We start from the raw sequence: 18,834 nt of genomic DNA on the forward strand, positions 1-18,834 counted from the left end.
CCTCGGCGCGGCGCGCGCACGGGCCGTACGCGGCCGTGCGCGGCGGGGTCCGGGCAGCCCGGGCGGGGCCGAGCCTCAGGCGTGGGCCCGGGCGGCCCGGAGAGGGCGCACTCCGGCGGGTCTCACCGCCATCGCCTCCTGCCAGCCGCTGGAGAATCCGCGCAGTTCGGCCTCTCCGACGATCCGGGCTCCCACCTCCCCCACGACCGCGGCCAGGGTTCTGCCCACCTCTCCGGTATAACGGCCGGCTTCCGCCGACTCCACGGCCACCGTGACGGCGGCGGCCATGACGTCGGCAAGCCGCTCTCCCGGCTCCCCGGTCACCACGACTGCTCACCGCCGGAGACCGGCCTCCATCCGCTGTTCGTCGTCACGACTCACACCGTCCTCACGCCTGCGTCGGCCCATGCCATGTTCGATTCGATCGAATCTATGTTCGAATCGGTTTTTCAGAGTAGCGCAGAACCGGGCACGGATGACCGGCATATGACGCCGCGCCGCGCGCCCGCCCCTCCCCAGCGCCCGGGGGGTTCGAACACCCGCCGAACGGGCCGCGCTCGGCAAAGTTGGTTGCGCGCACGCAATTCATGGATCACTATGAGTGCAGCGGCGGAGCTGTGCCCACCTCCCTCCGGAGGCACGGTTCCGCCGCCGTCGTGTCCGGCGTGCGTACGGGCCGTACGCACGGACGTCCGTCCTCGGTCCGTACAGAGAAGGAGTGACACCATGCCCTCATCCGCGCCAGGGACGTTCCCGGACGTCCAGGCGATCGTCCGGGACCTGCTCAGGGCCCGCCCGGAGCTGACGGACGCGTACGTCGACGACGCGCCACCGGCGGGTTTCGACGGGACGCAGAAGGCCGTACTGATCTCCCGCATGGGCGGCGCCTGGGTCGACGACCTGCACGTGGACCGCCCGCTGATCCAGCTGGAGGTCTACGGGCCGGAGAAGTCGGTGGCCCACACCCTGGCCAACGCGGCCCGCGCCGCCCTGCTCGCCGCGACCGGCACCGTCTTCGGCACCTCGTTCGTCAGCGAGGTGGCCGAGGAGGACGGCCCGCGCTGGCTGCCCGACTACATCTACGCGGGCGCCAACCGGTACATCTGCGTCCTCCGCTTCACCGTCCGCACGGACTGACGGCCCCGCGCCGCGCGACGCCCCACGAACCAGGCCCCGCCGAACCGACTCGGCGGGGCCTTCGCCGTACCCGTCCCGGATACGGCGGCCCCCGATCGGGGGCACCACCCCTGGAAAGGAAGCCACCTTCATGGCTGGTAACAACTCGTCCGAGATCCGCATCGCCGGTACGGGCCGCATCCTCGTGGCCCCGGCCGGCACCCCGGCGCCGACCGCCTTCTCCAACGACCCGGCGGCCGACTGGGACAGCGCGGTGTGGCGTGACCTCGGCTACACGTCCACCGACGGCGTGACCTTCTCCAAGAAGGACAAGCTCGACCCGGTCGAGACGTGGCAGGCGGTCAGCCCGGCCCGCTTCATCTACGCGGACCGCGACCTGACGCTGAAGTTCGCCATGCTCCAGTTCAACGAGGACACTCTGCCGTTCTTCATGGGCGGCGACACGGTCTCGGCGGTGAACGCCACCGAGAACCCGGGCGTCTACTCCTACAGCGTGCCGGACGGCCCGCAGTTCGACGAGCGCGCCCTCGGCCTGGAGTTCCACGACGGCCTCGACGTCACCTACCGGTTCGTGATCCCTCGCGGCCAGGTCACCGCGTCGGACGACATCAAGCTGGCCCGCAAGGCAGCCGCCTCGCTGGGCGTCACCTTCACGGCACTGTCCTCCGGCGAGACCCAGCCGCTGGCGACCTTCGTCATGAAGGACCCGGCGTACGCCAAGGCGTGACCCCCCGCCCCCGTCTCCGGGGGCGCACCTCCACGGGGCGCCGTGCTCCGGCCCGCCCGGCGTACCGGCGCCCCGTGGCTCCCGTACCGCACGTCCGCACACACCGAAGCCCCGCCGTACCGCGACGCCCGACCGGGCCGTCGGCGCGGCCCCCCTTCCCGAAACGGAGACCCCATGGCCACCTTCGACGTGTCCGCAGCCCGCGCCCAGCGCATGGAGGCCCTCGGCCGCGCCTGGTCGTTCACCATCGACGGCGACACCTTCGAGCTGCCGACCGAGCTGACCCGCGTCACCGCCCGGGCACTGCGCGGCCTGGACGACAACGACGTCGACGGCCTGCTCGAACTCCTGCTGGGCAAGAAGCAGTTCGCGCGCTTCGAGCAGCTGGACGTCACCATGCAGGACATCGCCGCGATCCTTGAGGCGTACGGCAGGGAGACCGGGCTCGGCCTGGGGGAAGACTGAGCCTCGTCGCGTTCGCCGACGAACACGCCGAGGCTCTCGAAGCCGATCTGCTCCGGCACTACGGGGTGGATCTGCTCGACTGGCACCGGGGACAGCTCTCCTCCCGCCGGCTCGCGATCCTGATCAAGCACCTTCCGCGGGACAGCGCCACCATCCGCGACACCGACGGCGAAGCCGCCGAATGGTCCGTCACCGACTACCTGCTCGCGGCGGTCGTGGACCATCTCGCCGCGGCCAACTGGATGTTCTCCGTCGTCAACGGCGACGGGGAGTCCGACCCTGCGGAACAGCCGGTGCCGGTTCCGCGGCCGGGTGACGCGCACGAGCGTGACGACCGGGACGGCGACGCCGCGTCCGCCGACGCTCCGCCGGCCGTCCCGGACCCTTCGGAGCTGGCCCGGTTCTTCGGGTGAACCGCCTCCGCCGGCCGTCCCCGCTCCCCGGGGCGGCCGGCGGGACGGGCACCCTCAGCCCGTCACCGCACCGATAAGGCCCAGGACCAGCGACACACATGCCACGGCCAGCAGAACCATGAGGAGGTTGCGCCTCCCCTTCACGTTCTCCGGCATACGGGAAACGAATTCGGCGCGCTTCGGATTCTCCGGGTCGTAGATGATCTCCTGCGATCCGGACGGCTGCGTGGTGAGACCGGTCATCGGAATGCTGTGCAGCCCGCCGTCCTGCCCGTCATACCCGTACCGCACGGTTATCTTCCCGCCCTCGGGAACCGACCTGGACGCCTCCCATCCCCATGTGCGCACCCCCCTTTTCCGCAGCGGGGCCTGCCTGAGGTACGGAACTCCGAAGGAAATAAGAGCAAGAATCGCAAGAGCGAAAATCACTCCGAAAACGTTGAACACCACAGACCCTCCGGACTCTTTTTTGTCGATGATGACATGGTGTCACCGCCGTTGGCAACAGACTCCGGAACCGGGAAGAAACGGCCTGGCAAGCGACCGGACAGCCATTCGCAAATGCCACTTACCGGAGCATTCTCGCTCGCATCTCGTACTCGCCCGCATGTCCATGGGCCAGGAAAGGCAGCTCGATGACGACCAACGAAGAACTTCTCACCAAAGACACGGAGATCCTTCAGGCAATCAAGGGTGTCAGGGACTCCATCCCGGGAACGGGCACGAACCGGCTGGCCACGGAAGAGTACATCGGCAAACAGATCGCCGAACTGAAGAAATCCTCCACGGGCGGCGGGTCCGCGGCTCCCGCCGCCGAGAAGAAGAGCGAGCCCGGCGCCTTCGAGACCCTCTTGCAGGGCTTGATACCCAAGGAGATCGTGGAGAGCGTCAAGAGCCTCGCCACTTCATCGTTCTCGATGACGACGGTCGTGACCCTGGGTCTCGCACTCGTGGGCGCCCTCGGACTGAAAATCCTCCAGTTCGATGTCGCACTGAAAACTTTCCTGGAGAAAAAGGGAAAGAAGATCTCCACGACCAAGAGCGGGCTGCTGCCCAAGCTGGAGAGCACCGAGGTCACCCAGATGTCGGCCCCCGACACCGAATGGACCAATCGTTCGGTCGCCCGGATCGAAGCGGCGACGAAGAAGCTCGGCACCGCGATCGACGGGCTGCACACGAAGGTCGACGGGCTTCTCGCCGAGTTCGCCTGACCGCTCCGGTCCGCATCTCCTCCACATTCCGGCACCGCAAGCCGATCGGCCGGACAGGCCGATGAACGATCGGACATGGAATGGCGTTCACAGCCACACTCAAGAAGGCCGCGACCAGTCTCCGCGGTTTCAAGACCAATCTCGACCAGGCCGGCCGGGCGGCAGCCGGCCTCAAGCAGAGCACCCAGAGCGGCAACAGCGGCATCGCCGGCCTCAAGTCCTCCTCCCAGAAGTCCGCCAAGGAGCTGAAGTCGCTCCAGCAGGCGGCGGACAAGGCCGGGAAGTCCCTGACCAAGGCAGGGAAGGCCGGTCAGACCGGCGGCAAGCAGATCGGCACCTTCCAGTCCGGCGCGGCCAAGGCCGACAAGGGCATGAAGGGGCTGAACAAGTCGATGAAGGGCAACCTCATCGGCGTCCTGATGGCGTTGCTCGCTCCGCTGATCGCCAAGGTCGTGGACATGGCGATGCAGTCGAAGACGATGCAGAAGGTCCTCAAGACCGCCTTCGGCGTCATCAAGAGCGTGATCACCACGGTGATGAAGGCAGTCGGCCCGATCATGAAGTCGGCCGGCAAGCTGATGAAGAGCGTGTGGAACGGGATCAAGACGGCGGTTTCCGTGGTCGTCAAGGCCGTCGCCACCGTCATCAAGACCTATTTCACCCTCTGGAAGACGATCATCACCACGGCCATGAACGCCGTGAAGAAGGTCGTCAGCAGCGTCTGGAACGGCATCAAGTCCGTCATCTCGCCGGTGGTCAACTGGATCAGGAGCGTGGTCCCCGCCGCGTTCACCGCCGTCAAGAACAAGCTGTCCAGCGCGTGGAACGGCCTGAAGTCCATCGCGAGCAACGCGTTCGGCGCCATCAAGAACGCGGTCAGGGGCCCGATCAACGCCGTGATCGGCCTGATCAACTCCGCGATCGGCAAGCTGAACGGCATCAAGGTCTCGGTCCCCGGCTGGGTGCCCGTCGTCGGCGGGAAGTCCTTCGGCATCCACCTGCCGACCATCCCCCGCCTCGCCCAGGGCGGCATCATCCAGCCGCGCAACGGCGGTGTCCACACCATCGTCGCCGAGGCCGGTGAAGCCGAGGCGGTACTGCCGCTCTCCAAGCTCAGCCGCCTTCTGGGCCACACCACCAGGGCGGGCCAGCTCGGCGCCGGCGCCGCGGCCACCGACGGCGGCTTCTACATCGAGCAGTACTACGAGGCGTCGAGCAGCAGTGTCCAGGACACCGCCACCGCGCTGCTGTTCCTCTCGAAGGCCCGGGGATGAAACGCGTCCGCCGGGACCCGACGTCCGGTGGCGCCCGGCCCGCCGCCGCCCTGGACGACTTCCGCACCGCGGCACTCCGGACGGGCACCTCCGTCCAGAGCCTGCGGCGCGGGCTCGTCGGCGCCCGTGCCCCGCTCGGCAGAATGGTCACGCTGACGGCCACCACCGCACCCGCGCTCCGGCAGTTCCGTACGGCGGCGACACGCGCGGGCGGCTCCGTGCGCAGACTCGGCACCTCCACCGCGACCGCCGCCACCCGCGTCCGCGCCGGCGCCGGCCGGATCCGCGGCCCGGTCGGCGTCCTCGGCGCGCTCGTCGCCGGCGCCGGGGCCTTCGGGTCGATGACCGACCTGTTCGGCACGTACACCCCCGCGGTCACGAAGGCCATGACCGCCTTCGGCGTCGCCATGACCGTCGGCTCCGTCGTCATGACCGGGATCAACACGGCCATGAGGGCGAACCCGCTCGGCTTCGTCCTCGGGATCGTCACCCCGCTGGTCGCCCTGCTCATCGACTACGCGATGAACTCCGCCACCGGCCAGAAGGTGATCCAGCAGGTCTTCCAGTCCGCGCTGGACATGTTCCGCACCGTCCTGGAGTTCATGGTTCCGGTCATCAAGGGCTGGGCGAAGACCGTGTCCGCGGTGTTCGAAGGGGTGCGCGGGACCGTCGGCGCCGTCCTGAAGAGCATCGGCTCCGGGCTCAGGTCCGGCTTCGAGGGCGCGCGGAGCACCGTCTCCTCGGCGACCCGTGCGGTCACCTCGATCGTCAGGGGCGCCTGGAACGGTTTCAGGGGCGTCGTCCAGCCGACGCTCAACTGGCTGACGAAGACACTCCCCTCGGCCTTCACCCGGGTGCGCGACGCCCTGTCGAAGTCCCTGCACGGCATGGGCACCTTCATGTCCACCGGCATCCAGACCGTCGCCGGTGTCATCACCGGCCCCGTCAAGGGCCTGATCGCCTTCGCCAACTGGATCATCGACGGGCTCAACCACCTGAGCTTCAGCTTCTTCGGCAAGAAGTTCGGTGTGCACCTGTCGAAGGTCCCGCAGCTCGCCGAGGGCGGTGTCGTGCTGCCGGCCGCCGTGCCCGGAGCCTCCTCCGTACAGCCGCTCTCGCAGCTCGGCCGCTACCTCCCCGCGCCGTCCGGCGCCTCCGCCACCACCGGGCCCGCCTTCTTCGCAGGCCGCCCCGGGGTCCGGGTGTACGAGGAGCGGGAGGGCAGCAGCCCGCTGACCGTCGCGAACGACCTGCTCTTCCTGTACCGCACCGCGGCCTGAACCCCGGTCCGTACGACGGGTCCTCCAGGATCCGACGCCGCCCGCACGGTGCCCCCGCCCGTACGCCAAGCCCCGAAGCGAGGTGACGGCCCGACATGGCCGATACCGTCTCCACCCTCCCGAACCCCCTCTCCGACGACACCGACCCCGGCTCACTGATCACCCGCGACGGCCAGATCCAGTGGGGCGACCTCCTCATGGGCGCCGGGACTCCCTACCCGGTCGACCGCAGCGGTGTCACCGGCTGGGAAGACCTGCCCGAACTGGACCTCGGTGACGTGCTCCGGCCGGACCAGCACGGCTCCTGGCCCGGCGACCGCTGGGCGCAGCCGCGGCTCGTCGGGGCGACCGTCTGGCTCGCCCCGCCGGCCGGGACCGATCCGCTCGCCACCGCGACCGCGTTCCGCGCCGCCACCGGCCCCGACGGCCGGGAGCGCTGGCTCGCCGTCCGGCTGCTGGGCGAGACCCTCGCGGTCCGGGCCAGGGTCAGCCGGCGCGTCGTACCGCAGGACCGTTCCTACGCCCTCCAGGGATTCGCCAAGGTCAGCATCCAGTGGACGGCCACCGACCCGCGCCGCTACGGCACCGTCCACCACGAGGCGATCACCGGACTGCCGGTCAACGAGTCCGGGATGACCTGGAACGACGACGCCGGATCCGGACTGGTGTGGCCGCTGAGCTGGGGGTCGAACGGTGCCGCCGGCTCGATCACGGCGGTCAACCGCGGGGGCGCGGCCGTACGTCCCGTGGTCGAGTTCCGCGGACCGGTGCAGCGCCCCTCGCTGACCCGGCTCTCCGACGGCCGCCAGCTCCAGTACGCCCTGGCCCTGGGCGCCGGGGACATCCTCTCGGTCGACACCGAGGCCGGCACGGTGCTGCTCAACGACACCGCGTCCCGCATCTACACCGCCACCCCGGACTCGACGCCCGAGCAGCTGTTCCAGCTCGAACCGGGAACCACCGACCTGGCCTTCCGCTCGGACGACGTCACCGCGTCCCCGGACGCCTCCGTCACCGTCCGCTGGCGCGACGGGCACTGGTGACCGGCCCCCGCCGCTCCGCAGACCGCAGTCCCGCCAAGAAGAACGACCCCGCAGACCCCTCCAGGAGGACCTCATGCCCGTGCGCAGCGCATGGCTCGTCAACCGCACCGACGCCGAGTCCGGCCAGTCCCGCGCCGACACCCGGCTCGCCCCGACCGGCACCATGGTCCCGACGAGCGGGCTCGCCAGCCGCAGCGGCATCATCCCGGGCTCACCCGACGGCAAGTCCCTGATGTCGGCGTTCTACGTCTTCAGCTCCACCGCCGGCATGACGGCGACGATCGCCCCCGGCCGTGCCGTCGTCCAGGGCAGTGAGGCCGCCGGGGCCTACCCGGTCGTCCTCACCGACTACACCACCGTGGTCCTCGCCGACGGCGATGCCAACAACCCGCGCGTCGACCTGCTCGTCCTGCGGATCTACGACGCCCAGGTCGACAAGTCCGGCCGCACCGAAGCCGTCCTGGAAGTGGTCCAGGGCGCTCCCGACGGCAACCCGCAGGTCCCGCAGACCCCGCCCGCCTCCCTCCCGCTGGCAACCGTGCAGGTCCCGGCCGGGGCCTCGGTCGGCACCGGCGGCATCGCCTGGGCGTCCGCCGTCGCCAATCTGCGCACCAGCACCGTCGCGGCCGGCGGCATTCTGCCGCTGTACGGGAACACCGGCGAACCCGGCGCCTACCCGGGGCAGTACCGCGACATCGGCACCCAGCTCCAGCGCTGGGACGGCGGCAACTGGGTCGGATACCCGGACCAGATCGGCGGCATCGCCCCGACCGGGCGGCTCGCCACCGGCGGATACGTCGGCCAGTACCGGGACAACAACGGCCGCCTGGAGCGCTGGAACGGCACCGCCTGGGTCCTCGCGATGCCGAGCCCGGCGTTCGCGTACAACAACGACGGCGGCTACTGCGTGAACACCACCTGGTCGGAGACGCTCACCGGCACCAACGGTCCGACGATCACCACCACGTTCACCGCTCCGGTGTCCGGCAGCGTCCTCGTCCACCTCGGTTTCCAGGGGCAGCCGTCGGTGGAGGGCGGCTGGGGACGGATGTCCGCCAACATCCGCAAGAACGGCGTCCTGGTCACCGGTCTCGGCGCCGACGAGACCCGGTCGGCCATCGACACCGGCCGGGGCAACCAGTCCGTGAGCACGGTCTTCCCGGTCACCGGCCTCCAGGCCGGCGCCCAGTACTCCGCCGTCTCCGCGTACTCCTCCAGCGCCACGACCAACAACCACTGGTTCGACAACCGGTTCATCCGCGTCGACCCGATGCTCTGAGGAGGGCCGCGTGACGAGTTCCCCCCGTACGGCGTACACCCCGCTCACCCCCGTCTACCGGGCGGTCTTCTGCGACCTGCGCACCGATCAGGTGGTGGACGTGCTGCCGCTGACGGAGACCAAGTTCGACGACTACATCGGCAAGTCGGGATCGCTGTCGGCGACGGTCCCGCTGCCGGACGCCGCCCTGGCCCGCCGCGCCAGGGCGGCACTGGTACCCGGCCGCACCGCGGTGTGGCTGGAGCGCGACGGTGACATCTGGTGGGGCGGGGTGCTGTGGACCTGCACCCCCGCCAGTGACGAACGCGGCCGGCTGCAGGCGCAGTTCCAGGCCGGCACCTTCGACTCGTACCTGGACCACCGCATCCTGGCGAAGGACGTCTCCTACACGGCGCTCGACCAGTTCGAGATCGCGCGGCTGCTCGTCGCGCACGCCCAGGAGCAGCCCGGCGGCGACATCGGGATCCAGCTCGGCAACGAGATGTCCGGCGTGGCGCGGGACTGCTCCTTCGCCTACTCCTCGCTGTCCCGGGTCAGGGAGCTGCTGGACCAGCTGGCGCGGCTGGACAACGGGTTCGAGTGGCGGGTGCACTGCTACCGGGACGCCGAGGGCGGGCGCGCCAAGCGCCTCCAGCTCGGGCATCCGCTGATCGCCGCCGGTGCCTCCGACATCGTCCTGGACCACCCGGGCCAGGTCATCGCCTACAGCCTGCCGGCCGACTCCACCGTGCAGGCCGACGTGTGGGTGGCGCGCGGCGATTCGCCCAACAGCGATCAGGCGGAGGAGTCGCAGCCGCTCACCGTCTCCGTCGAGTCGCCCGAGGACCTCGCGGCCGGCTGGCCCCGGCTGGAGTCCACGTCGGACCACAGCGGGGTCACCGACGCGACGACGCTGCGGTCCCTGGCCGGGGCCGAGCTGGCCCGCCAGCGCCTGCCGGAGGTGATCCCGGAGATCACCGTCCGGCTGGACGGCCGGATCACGCCGGCACTGCTCGGTGCCCGCATCCGGCTGCGGCTGCGCGACCTGTGGCATCAGGAGCCGCAGGACGAGCAGTACCGGATCGTCGGCATCGCGGTGGAGCCGCCGCAGCGCAGCAAGGCCGAGACGGCGACCCTCTATCTGGAAGGGGTGTAGGACATGGCCCCCGTTCCCACCGATCTCCTCGACCGCGTCCGGGAGATCGAGCGCCGCATCCGCGGACTGATGGCGAGCGCCAACAGCAGTCCGGCGATGAACCAGGTCGACAGCGGCGACATCGTCGTCGGCGACCGGGGCCGCATCCGCGCCAGGACCTCGCACGGCGAGGACCTGCTGCTGGTCGGCCGGGTGCAGCCGGACCGCGACAGCGCGGCCAAGGCGTACCAGCAGGGCCTGGAGCTCCGGCGCGACGACGGTTCGCTGGCCCTGTCCCTGATCACGGCGGACCCGGTGAACTCCCCGGTGCAGGCGTTGCGCGTCCTCGACCACCGAGGCGACACCGTCCTCGCGACCGACGCGTCCCGCGGCGGCATGGCCCGCCCCTACCTGCCGTTCCCGACCCCCGCCCCGGTGAGCAGAGCGACCTGGGAGTCCACCGGCTCGACCGGCTGGACCACGCTCTACGCGGGCCCGGGCTTCGCCCAGCACCCCAAGGTGTACTGCGTGCTGGCGGTCTCCGGGTCCGTGGGAGCGGCCGTCCGGCTGCTCGTCAACGGCACCGTGGTCGGTGCGGAGCAGACCCTGACCGGAACCGCGGGACAGACGGCCGATCTCACCGCGACCCTGGTGGAGGACCTGCCGGCGTCCTTCGGCGACACGGTGGCCTTCGAGATCCAGGCCAAGGTCGCGGCCGCCGGCGACACCGTCGCCTGCCTGCCACGCGGGCTGTACGGCGTGCAGTCCTGACCCGGGCGCGCCCGACAGCCGGCCTGCCGGCCCACCGCACAGCCCCCGGGCGGGGTGTGTCCCGCCCGGGGGCTGTGCGCCCGCGCCACACCGCGTCCCCGGGCCCGCCCCCGCCCCGAGGGCGGTGCGCCCCGGCACGCCCCTCCCCCTTCCCGACACCTGCCAGAGACCGGAGTTCCCGTGCTGCCCGAATCCATCCCGACCGTCCGGGTCACCGCCCAGTACCTCTCGCTCGACGGCCGCCCTCTCAGCGGCAACGTCCAGTTCCAGCCACCGGCGCTGCTCACCCACTCCGACGCCGACCTCTTCGTCGGCGGTCCCACCTCGGCCTCACTCGACTCCGAGGGCAGGATCACCGTCACGCTCCCGGCCACCGACACCGAGGGCTGGAACCCGTTCGGCTGGACGTACACCGTCACCGAGCGCATTGTCGGCGTCGGCCGCAACCGCACCTACCGCATCGCCCTGCCGGCCTCCGTGGCCGAGATCGACCTCGCCGACATCGCCCCCGCCGACCCGGCCGGAACCCAGTACGTGGCCGTGCCCGGCCCCGCGGGGCCGCAGGGCGAGCCGGGGCCGCAGGGCCCCACGGGCCCGGTGCGCTCGGTCAACGGATACTCCGAGAGCGACATCATCCTGGCGGCTGCCGACATCGGCGCCGTCGCCACCTCCGACGCCGGCCGGGCCGGCGGGGTCGCCCAGCTCGACGCCGAGGGCAAGGTGCCCCGCACCCAACTGCCGGACGGCACCGGCGAAGGCGTCACCTCGGTCAACGGACAGACCGGGGCCGTCACCCTTGCCGCGGCCGACCTGGGCGCCCTCACCCCGGCCTCCGCCGACACCCGGTACCTGGCCATCGGTGCCGCGCCCGTCACCTCCGTCAACGGACAGACCGGCGCCATCACCCTGACGCCGGGCGATCTCGGGGCGGTCTCCGCCGACCAGGCCGTCCTGCTCAGCGGCAACCAGACCATCGCCGGGACCAAGACGTTCTCCACCCTCCCCACCGTCTCCGCCGATCCGGTCGACGCCAACCAGCTGGTGCGCCGCTCGTACGTGGACACGGTGGCTTCCTCCGGTACCTGGACGCCGGCCTCGCTCGGGTTCAAGGCATGGGCGTTCGACCCGGCGGCATCCTCGGTGACCAACCCGCAGTACTGCATCAACGGCACCGTCTACCTCATCGGCGTGCCCCTGACCACCGAGGCGACCATCAAGAACGTCGTCTTCTACGTGCCCGGTTTCGCGGGGGGCGGTCTCGCCGCCACCTCGTACGCCGGTCTCTACACCAGCGGCGGGGCGCAGGTCGGGGTCACCGGCACCCTCGACAAGCTGATCACCAAGACCGAGGGCACCACCTTCGTCCTCAAGCTGACCACGGCCTACGTCGCCGACGCGGGCAACTACTGGGTGGCGCTGCTCATCAACGGCCCCGACCCGAAGACCAACGGTCCCGCCTTCATGGTCGGCGCGAGCGTCGGCAACAGGCCGGGCGGCAGCGCGCGGATGCCCGGCGCCTTCGTCCGGCACGCCCGGCTCGCCGCCACCGGCCTGACCTCGCTGCCCAACTCGTTCACCCCGTCGACCATCGTCCCGGACGCCAACGCCATCTGGGCCGCCGTCTCCTGACCCCCCGCGGCCGGCCGGTGCGTGTCCCCCGCGCACCGGCCGGCCCGCCGCCCCGCCACCCCCACCCCCACCCCCGAAGGAGCAACCATGGCAACTCCGCTCACCGCGGACGCGCTCGTCGGCGCGCTGACCGCCGAAGGTGCGGAGGTCGTCGAGTACGGCGACTGGCGCAACCACAACCGCGACACCCAGGGCGCCTGGGGCCCGGTGCACGGCGTGGTCATCCACCACACCGTCACCTCCGGCACCGATGCTTCCGTCGCCCTCTGCTACGACGGTTACGCGGGCCTCCCCGGCCCGCTCTGCCACGGCGTCATCGACAAGGCCGGCACCGTCCACCTCGTCGGCAACGGCCGCGCCAACCACGCCGGTCTCGGCGACGACGACGTGCTGGCCGCGGTCGTGGACGAGACCGCGCTGCCCGCCCCGGACGAGAACAACACCGACGGCAACGCCCGCTTCTACGGCTTCGAATGCGTCAACCTCGGCGACGGCTCCGACCCGTGGCCCGAGGCCCAGCTGGAGGCCGTCGCGCGGGTGTCGGCCGCGATCTGCCGAGCGCACGGATGGAGTGCCGCCTCGGTCATCGGCCACCTGGAGTGGACCAACACGAAGATCGACCCCAAGGGCTTCAGCATGGCGTCGATGCGCTCCCGGGTGGCCGCGCTGCTGTCCGCCGCTCCCGGCGGCAACGCCGAGCGCTACCAGCCGTTCCCGGGCGCCGCGTTCTTCACGTCGGCGCCCCGCTCCACGATCGTCGCCGCGATGGGCGGCCGTCTCGTGGCCGAGGGCTGCTCCGCGTACACCGACGGCCCCGGCCCGCAGTGGAGCGAGGCCGACCGCGCCTCGTACGCCCTGTGGCAGCGGAAGCTCGGCTACACCGGTGCGGACGCCGACGGCTGGCCGGGCGCGGGCTCCTGGGCCGCGCTGAAGGTCCCCCGCACCGCCTGAACCCGCGCCGCCCCGGGCCGGGAGGGCGCACCGCGCTCCGCGTCCCCTCCCGGCCCGGACCACCACCGAAGGACTCTCATGGCCACACCCCTGTCCGCGTCGGCCCTGCTCGCCGCGTTGCACGCCGAAGGCGTCGACGTCGTCGAGCACGGGAGCTGGCGCACCCACAACCGCAACCAGAAGGGCGCCTGGGGCCCGCTGAACGGCGTGATGATCCACCACACCGTCAGCAGCGGCACCGAGGCCTCCGTCGAACTCTGCTACAACGGCCACGCCGCCCTGCCCGGCCCGCTCTGCCACGGCGTCATCGACAAGGCGGGCACTGTCCACCTCGTCGGCAACGGCCGCGCCAACCACGCGGGCGGCGGCGACCCGGCCGTGCTCAGGCGGGTCGTCGCGGAGGACTACGGCGACCGCCCGCCCGCCCCGCGGGAACACGAGGGCAGCGCCGGGTCCGTCGACGGCAACGCCCGCTTCTACGGATTCGAGTGCGTCAATCTCGGCGACGGCGAGGACACCTGGCCGGCCGCCCAGCTCGACGCGATCGAGCGTGTCTCGGCGGCCATCTGCCGGGCCCACGGCTGGAGCGCGCGCAGCGTCATCGGCCACCTGGAGTGGTCCGACTGGAAGGTCGACCCGCGCGGCTTCACCATGCCGTCACTGCGGGACCGCGTCGCCGCCCGGCTGCGCGGCCCGGCGAGCGGCGGGTCCACGAGCAGACCGGCCGGCGGGTCGCCCGCCCCCCGGTACCAGGCGTTCCCCGGCGCCTCGTTCTTCACCGGCGGCACCAGCTCGCCGCTCATCACCGCCATGGGCCGCCGGCTCGTCGCCGAGGGCTGCTCGTCCTACGCCGTCGGGCCGGGCCCCCGCTGGACCGACGCCGACCGCCGCTCGTACGCCGCCTGGCAGCGCAAGATCGGCTTCCGGGGCAGCGACGCGGACGGCGTGCCGGGCCGCACCTCCTGGAACGCCCTCAAGGTCCCGCACACGAAATGAGGAGTCCGCAGCCATGTCCGATGCCGCCCGCCGCACCGCTCGCACCGTGGTCCAGACCGCCCTCGCCCTTGCCGTGCTTCTGCCCGCGCTTGTCGACGCGTCCGGTCTCCCGGCGGCCCTGCCCTGGGTCGCCGGGGCCCTGGCCGTCGCGGGGGCGCTGACCCGCGTGATGGCCGTACCGGGCGTACAGGCACTTCTTCCGGCGTGGCTCCGCACCGAGCCGCCCGGACACGAGACGTCGGGAGCCGCCCATGACCGAGACTGATCCGAACAACCCGGTCGCCGTCGCCCTGGAGCTGGAACGCCTGCGGGGCTCGCTGGAGGCCGGCTTCGCCCGCGCCGACGGCCAGCTCGCGCTGCTGGTGCAGCGGAGCGACCAGACCGACAAGCAACTGGCGGACCATGAGGCCCGTCTCGACACGCTGGAACGTTCCCGCTGGCCGCTGGCGAGCATCGGCGCGCTCACCGCGACCGCCGCCCTCGCCGTCGCCGTATGGGAAACCATGCGCTGACCCCGCAGCGGGGCCGCGCGCCCGCCCCGCACACAGAAGGGCGCCCACCCCGTACACGACGGGATGGGCGCCCTTCTCACTCACTGCTTACTGGTTGTACGGACCGTAGTCGTAGTCCTCCAGCGGAACGGCCTGGCCGGAGCCCGTGCCGAACGGCGAGTAGTCGATGTCGTCGTAGCCGACGGCCGAGTACATCGCGGCCTTGGCCTCCTCGGTCGGCTCGACCCGGATGTTGCGGTAGCGGGACAGGCCCGTACCGGCCGGGATGAGCTTACCGATGATGACGTTCTCCTTGAGGCCGATCAGGGAGTCGGACTTGGCGTTGATCGCCGCGTCCGTCAGGACCCTGGTCGTCTCCTGGAAGGAGGCCGCGGACAGCCACGACTCCGTCGCCAGCGACGCCTTGGTGATACCCATCAGCTGCGGACGGCCGGAGGCGGGGTGACCGCCCTCGGTGACCACGCGACGGTTCTCGGTTTCGAACTTCGAGCGCTCGACGAGCTCGCCCGGCAGCAGCTCCGCGTCGCCGGACTCGATGATCGTCACGCGGCGGAGCATCTGCCGGATGATGATCTCGATGTGCTTGTCGTGGATCGACACGCCCTGCGAGTTGTAGACCTTCTGGACCTCGCCGACCAGGTGGACCTGGACCGCGCGCTGACCGAGGATCCGGAGCACGTCGTGCGGGTTGGTGGCACCCACGGTGAGCTTCTGGCCCACCTCGACGTGGTCGCCCTCGCCGACCAGGAGACGGGCGCGCTTCGAGATCGGGAAGGCGATCTCGTCGCTGCCGTCGTCCGGGGTGACGACGATCTTCTTGGTCTTCTCGGTCTCCTCGATGCGGACACGGCCCGCGGACTCGGAGATCGGGGCGACACCCTTGGGCGTACGCGCCTCGAAGAGCTCGACGACACGCGGCAGACCCTGGGTGATGTCGTCACCGGCCACACCACCGGTGTGGAAGGTACGCATCGTCAGCTGGGTACCGGGCTCACCGATGGACTGGGCGGCGATGATGCCGACCGCCTCACCGATGTCGACCAGCTTGCCGGTGGCGAGCGAGCGCCCGTAGCAGAAGGCACACGTGCCGACCGCGGACTCACAGGTCAGGACCGAGCGGGTCTTGACCTCCTCGACGCCGGCGCCCACCAGGGCGTCGATCAGGACGTCACCGAGGTCGACGTTGGCAGGCGCGATGACCTTGCCGTCCACCACGACGTCCTCGGCGAGCATGCGGGCGTAGACCGAGGTCTCGACGTCGTCCGTCTTGCGGAGGACGCCGTCGGCACCCTTGACGGCGATCTTCAGCTTGAGGCCGCGGTCGGTGCCGCAGTCCTCCTCGCGAATGATCACGTCCTGCGAGACGTCCACCAGACGACGGGTCAGGTAACCCGAGTCGGCGGTACGCAGGGCGGTGTCCGCCAGACCCTTACGGGCACCGTGCGTGGAGATGAAGTACTCCAGAACGGTGAGGCCCTCACGGAAGGACGCCTTGATGGGACGCGGGATCGTCTCGTTCTTGGCGTTGGACACCAGACCACGCATACCGGCGATCTGACGCATCTGCATCATGTTTCCTCGGGCACCCGAGTCAACCATCATGAAGATGGGGTTCGTCTTGGGGAAGTTCTCGTTCATGGCCTCGGCAACCTCGTTGGTCGCCTTGGTCCAGATCGCGATGAGCTCCTGCGTGCGCTCGTCCTTGGTGATCAGACCGCGCTCGTACTGCTTCTGGACCTTCTCGTCCTGCTCCTCGTAGCCCTTGACGATGGCCTTCTTGGCCTCGGGCACGACGACGTCGGAGATGGCCACGGTGACGCCCGAACGGGTCGCCCAGTGGAAGCCGGCCGCCTTCAGGTTGTCGAGCGTCGCCGCCACGATGACCTTGGGGTAGCGCTCGGCGAGGTCGTTGACGATCTCGGAGAGCTGCTTCTTGCCGACCGAGTAGTCCACGAACGGGTAGTCCTCGGGCAGCAGCTCGTTGAAGAGCGCACGGCCCAGGCTCGTCCGCAGCCGGAAGGTGTCACCCGGCTGGTACTCGGGCTCGCCCTCCTCGGCGACCGGCGGCACCCAGCCACGCGGCGGGATGGTGCCCACCGGGAAGCGGATGTCGACGGACGACTGGAGCGCCAGCTCGCCGGCGTCGAACGCCATGATCGCCTCGGCCGTGGAGCCGAACGCGCGGCCCTCGCCCTTGGTGTCGCGGAGCTCGCCGTCGGTGGTCAGGAAGAACAGACCCAGCACCATGTCCTGGGTCGGCATCGTGACCGGGCGGCCGTCGGCCGGCTTGAGGATGTTGTTCGAGGACAGCATCAGGATGCGGGCCTCGGCCTGCGCCTCCGCGGAGAGCGGCAGGTGCACGGCCATCTGGTCACCGTCGAAGTCCGCGTTGAACGCGGTGCAGACGAGCGGGTGGATCTGGATGGCCTTGCCCTCGACCAGCTGCGGCTCGAAGGCCTGGATGCCGAGGCGGTGCAGCGTGGGCGCACGGTTCAGCAGCACCGGGTGCTCGGCGATGACCTCTTCGAGGACGTCGTACACCACGGTGCGGCCGCGCTCGACCATGCGCTTGGCCGACTTGATGTTCTGCGCGTGGTTCAGGTCGACCAGGCGCTTCATCACGAACGGCTTGAACAGCTCCAGCGCCATCGCCTTCGGCAGACCGCACTGGTGCAGCTTCAGCTGCGGACCGACGACGATCACGGAACGCGCGGAGTAGTCCACGCGCTTGCCGAGCAGGTTCTGACGGAAGCGGCCCTGCTTGCCCTTCAGCATGTCGCTGAGGGACTTCAAGGGGCGGTTGCCGGGACCGGTGACCGGGCGACCGCGACGACCGTTGTCGAAGAGGGCGTCCACGGCCTCCTGGAGCATGCGCTTCTCGTTGTTCACGATGATCTCGGGCGCGCCGAGGTCGAGAAGCCGCTTCAGGCGGTTGTTGCGGTTGATCACGCGGCGGTACAGGTCGTTCAGGTCGGAGGTCGCGAAGCGGCCACCGTCCAGCTGCACCATCGGACGCAGGTCCGGCGGGATGACCGGCACGCAGTCGAGCACCATGCCCTTGGGCTTGTTGCTGGTCTGCAGGAACGCGGAGACGACCTTGAGGCGCTTGAGCGCACGGGTCTTCTTCTGGCCCTTGCCGGTGCGGATGATCTCGCGGAGGCGCTCGGCCTCCTCGTCGAGGTCGAAGGACTCCAGGCGCTTCTGCAGGGCGGCGGCGCCCATGCAGCCGTCGAAGTACGTGCCGAAGCGGTCACGCAGCTCGCGGTAGAGCAGCTCGTCGCCCTCCAGGTCCTGGACCTTGAGGTTCTTGAAGCGGCTCCACACCTCGTCGAGGCGGTCGATCTCGCGCTGCGCACGGTCGCGCAGCTGCTTCATCTCGCGCTCGGCGCCTTCGCGCACCTTGCGGCGCACGTCGGCCTTGGCGCCCTCGGCCTCCAGCTCGGCCAGGTCGGTCTCGAGCTTCTTGGCGCGGTTCTCCAGGTCGGAGTCGCGGCGGTTCTCGATCTGCTGGCGCTCGACGGAGACGTGGGCCTCCAGGGAGGGGAGGTCGCGGGTGCGGCGCTCCTCGTCCACGAACGTGATCATGTACGCGGCGAAGTAGATGACCTTCTCGAGGTCCTTCGGCGCGAGGTCCAGCAGGTAGCCGAGGCGCGACGGGACGCCCTTGAAGTACCAGATGTGGGTGACGGGAGCGGCGAGCTCGATGTGCCCCATGCGCTCACGGCGCACCTTGGCGCGCGTGACCTCGACGCCACAGCGCTCACAGATGATGCCCTTGAAGCGGACACGCTTGTACTTGCCGCAGTAGCACTCCCAGTCCCGGGTCGGACCGAAGATCTTCTCGCAGAAGAGTCCGTCCTTTTCGGGCTTGAGGGTGCGGTAGTTGATGGTCTCCGGCTTCTTGACCTCGCCGTGGGACCAGGTACGGATGTCGTCCGCGGTGGCAAGGCCGATCCGCAGCTCGTCGAAGAAGTTGACGTCGAGCACTTGTCGTCAATCCCTCTTTCGGGGGTTCGAGCCCCCTCGCGTCAC

General features: G+C 70.4%; 19 protein-coding genes. 16 read left to right on the forward strand and 3 right to left on the reverse strand.

Annotation, left to right across the window (positions count from 1 at the left end):
* Positions 1–75 precede the first annotated feature (75 nt).
* The gene (locus tag G3I41_RS03665; RefSeq protein ID WP_203600153.1) at positions 76–288 is read right to left on the reverse strand and encodes a hypothetical protein; all 213 of its coding nucleotides are present in this window, start codon (positions 286–288) and stop codon (positions 76–78) included.
* A 438-nt stretch (positions 289–726) separates the two neighbouring features.
* On the opposite strand from G3I41_RS03665, the gene G3I41_RS03670 reads away from it, so the two are divergent.
* From G3I41_RS03670 to G3I41_RS03685, 4 genes are all read left to right on the forward strand, one after another.
* Positions 727–1,137 carry a hypothetical protein gene (locus G3I41_RS03670; RefSeq protein WP_164398863.1) on the forward strand — a complete coding sequence of 137 codons (411 nt, stop codon included), beginning with the start codon at positions 727–729 and terminating at the stop codon, positions 1,135–1,137.
* 130 nt (positions 1,138–1,267) lie between these two features.
* Positions 1,268–1,864 (forward strand): phage tail protein, encoded by a 597-nt coding sequence (locus tag G3I41_RS03675; RefSeq protein ID WP_164398864.1) that lies wholly within the window; start codon positions 1,268–1,270, stop codon positions 1,862–1,864.
* A gap of 174 nt (positions 1,865–2,038) precedes the next feature.
* A complete protein-coding gene (locus tag G3I41_RS03680; protein WP_164398865.1) occupies positions 2,039–2,329 on the forward strand; it encodes a hypothetical protein in 291 nt (96 codons plus the stop codon).
* A 65-nt stretch (positions 2,330–2,394) separates the two neighbouring features.
* Entirely contained in the window at positions 2,395–2,742 is a 348-nt protein-coding gene (locus G3I41_RS03685; RefSeq protein ID WP_164398866.1) for a hypothetical protein, read from the forward strand.
* Between the two features lie 54 nt (positions 2,743–2,796).
* Here the strand turns inward: G3I41_RS03685 and G3I41_RS03690 are convergent, their stop codons facing one another.
* Positions 2,797–3,192 carry a hypothetical protein gene (locus G3I41_RS03690; RefSeq protein ID WP_164398867.1) on the reverse strand — a complete coding sequence of 132 codons (396 nt, stop codon included), beginning with the start codon at positions 3,190–3,192 and terminating at the stop codon, positions 2,797–2,799.
* A 185-nt stretch (positions 3,193–3,377) separates the two neighbouring features.
* On the opposite strand from G3I41_RS03690, the gene G3I41_RS03695 reads away from it, so the two are divergent.
* From G3I41_RS03695 to G3I41_RS03750, 12 genes are all read left to right on the forward strand, one after another.
* Positions 3,378–3,953, forward strand: coding sequence for a hypothetical protein (locus G3I41_RS03695; protein WP_164398868.1), 576 nt, complete (start codon positions 3,378–3,380; stop codon positions 3,951–3,953).
* A gap of 80 nt (positions 3,954–4,033) precedes the next feature.
* On the forward strand, positions 4,034–5,227 hold the full coding sequence (locus tag G3I41_RS03700) for a phage tail protein (RefSeq protein WP_164398869.1): 1,194 nt from the start codon (positions 4,034–4,036) through the stop codon (positions 5,225–5,227).
* Positions 5,224–6,507: a hypothetical protein gene (locus G3I41_RS03705; RefSeq protein ID WP_164398870.1), complete on the forward strand. Its 1,284-nt coding sequence runs from the start codon at positions 5,224–5,226 to the stop codon at positions 6,505–6,507. Before G3I41_RS03700 ends, G3I41_RS03705 begins: the two co-directional genes overlap by 4 nt.
* 95 nt (positions 6,508–6,602) lie before the next feature.
* Complete coding sequence (locus G3I41_RS03710; protein ID WP_164398871.1) at positions 6,603–7,550, forward strand: phage tail domain-containing protein; 948 nt, start codon at positions 6,603–6,605, stop codon at positions 7,548–7,550.
* A gap of 73 nt (positions 7,551–7,623) precedes the next feature.
* A complete protein-coding gene (locus G3I41_RS03715) occupies positions 7,624–8,829 on the forward strand; it encodes a hypothetical protein (RefSeq protein ID WP_164398872.1) in 1,206 nt (401 codons plus the stop codon).
* Between the two features lie 10 nt (positions 8,830–8,839).
* Positions 8,840–9,964, forward strand: a complete 1,125-nt coding sequence (locus G3I41_RS03720) for a hypothetical protein (protein WP_164398873.1) — start codon at positions 8,840–8,842, stop codon at positions 9,962–9,964.
* A 3-nt stretch (positions 9,965–9,967) separates the two neighbouring features.
* Positions 9,968–10,714 carry a hypothetical protein gene (locus G3I41_RS03725; protein ID WP_164398874.1) on the forward strand — a complete coding sequence of 249 codons (747 nt, stop codon included), beginning with the start codon at positions 9,968–9,970 and terminating at the stop codon, positions 10,712–10,714.
* 180 nt (positions 10,715–10,894) lie between these two features.
* Positions 10,895–12,343 (forward strand): phage tail protein, encoded by a 1,449-nt coding sequence (locus G3I41_RS03730; RefSeq protein WP_164398875.1) that lies wholly within the window; start codon positions 10,895–10,897, stop codon positions 12,341–12,343.
* Positions 12,344–12,430: 87 nt separating this feature from the next.
* Entirely contained in the window at positions 12,431–13,294 is an 864-nt protein-coding gene (locus G3I41_RS03735; protein WP_164398876.1) for a peptidoglycan-binding protein, read from the forward strand.
* 78 nt (positions 13,295–13,372) lie between these two features.
* Positions 13,373–14,290, forward strand: a complete 918-nt coding sequence (locus G3I41_RS03740; RefSeq protein WP_164398877.1) for a peptidoglycan-binding protein — start codon at positions 13,373–13,375, stop codon at positions 14,288–14,290.
* A gap of 13 nt (positions 14,291–14,303) precedes the next feature.
* Entirely contained in the window at positions 14,304–14,555 is a 252-nt protein-coding gene (locus tag G3I41_RS03745; protein ID WP_164398878.1) for a hypothetical protein, read from the forward strand.
* Complete coding sequence (locus tag G3I41_RS03750; protein ID WP_164398879.1) at positions 14,542–14,802, forward strand: hypothetical protein; 261 nt, start codon at positions 14,542–14,544, stop codon at positions 14,800–14,802. Before G3I41_RS03745 ends, G3I41_RS03750 begins: the two co-directional genes overlap by 14 nt.
* A gap of 87 nt (positions 14,803–14,889) precedes the next feature.
* On the opposite strand, the gene G3I41_RS03755 is transcribed toward G3I41_RS03750, so the two are convergent.
* Positions 14,890–18,789: a DNA-directed RNA polymerase subunit beta' gene (locus G3I41_RS03755; RefSeq protein WP_164398880.1), complete on the reverse strand. Its 3,900-nt coding sequence runs from the start codon at positions 18,787–18,789 to the stop codon at positions 14,890–14,892.
* Between the last annotated feature and the right edge of the window lie 45 nt (positions 18,790–18,834).

Source organism: Streptomyces sp. SID9727 (assembly GCF_010550605.1).
Classification (GTDB): Bacteria; Actinomycetota; Actinomycetes; order Streptomycetales; family Streptomycetaceae; genus Streptomyces.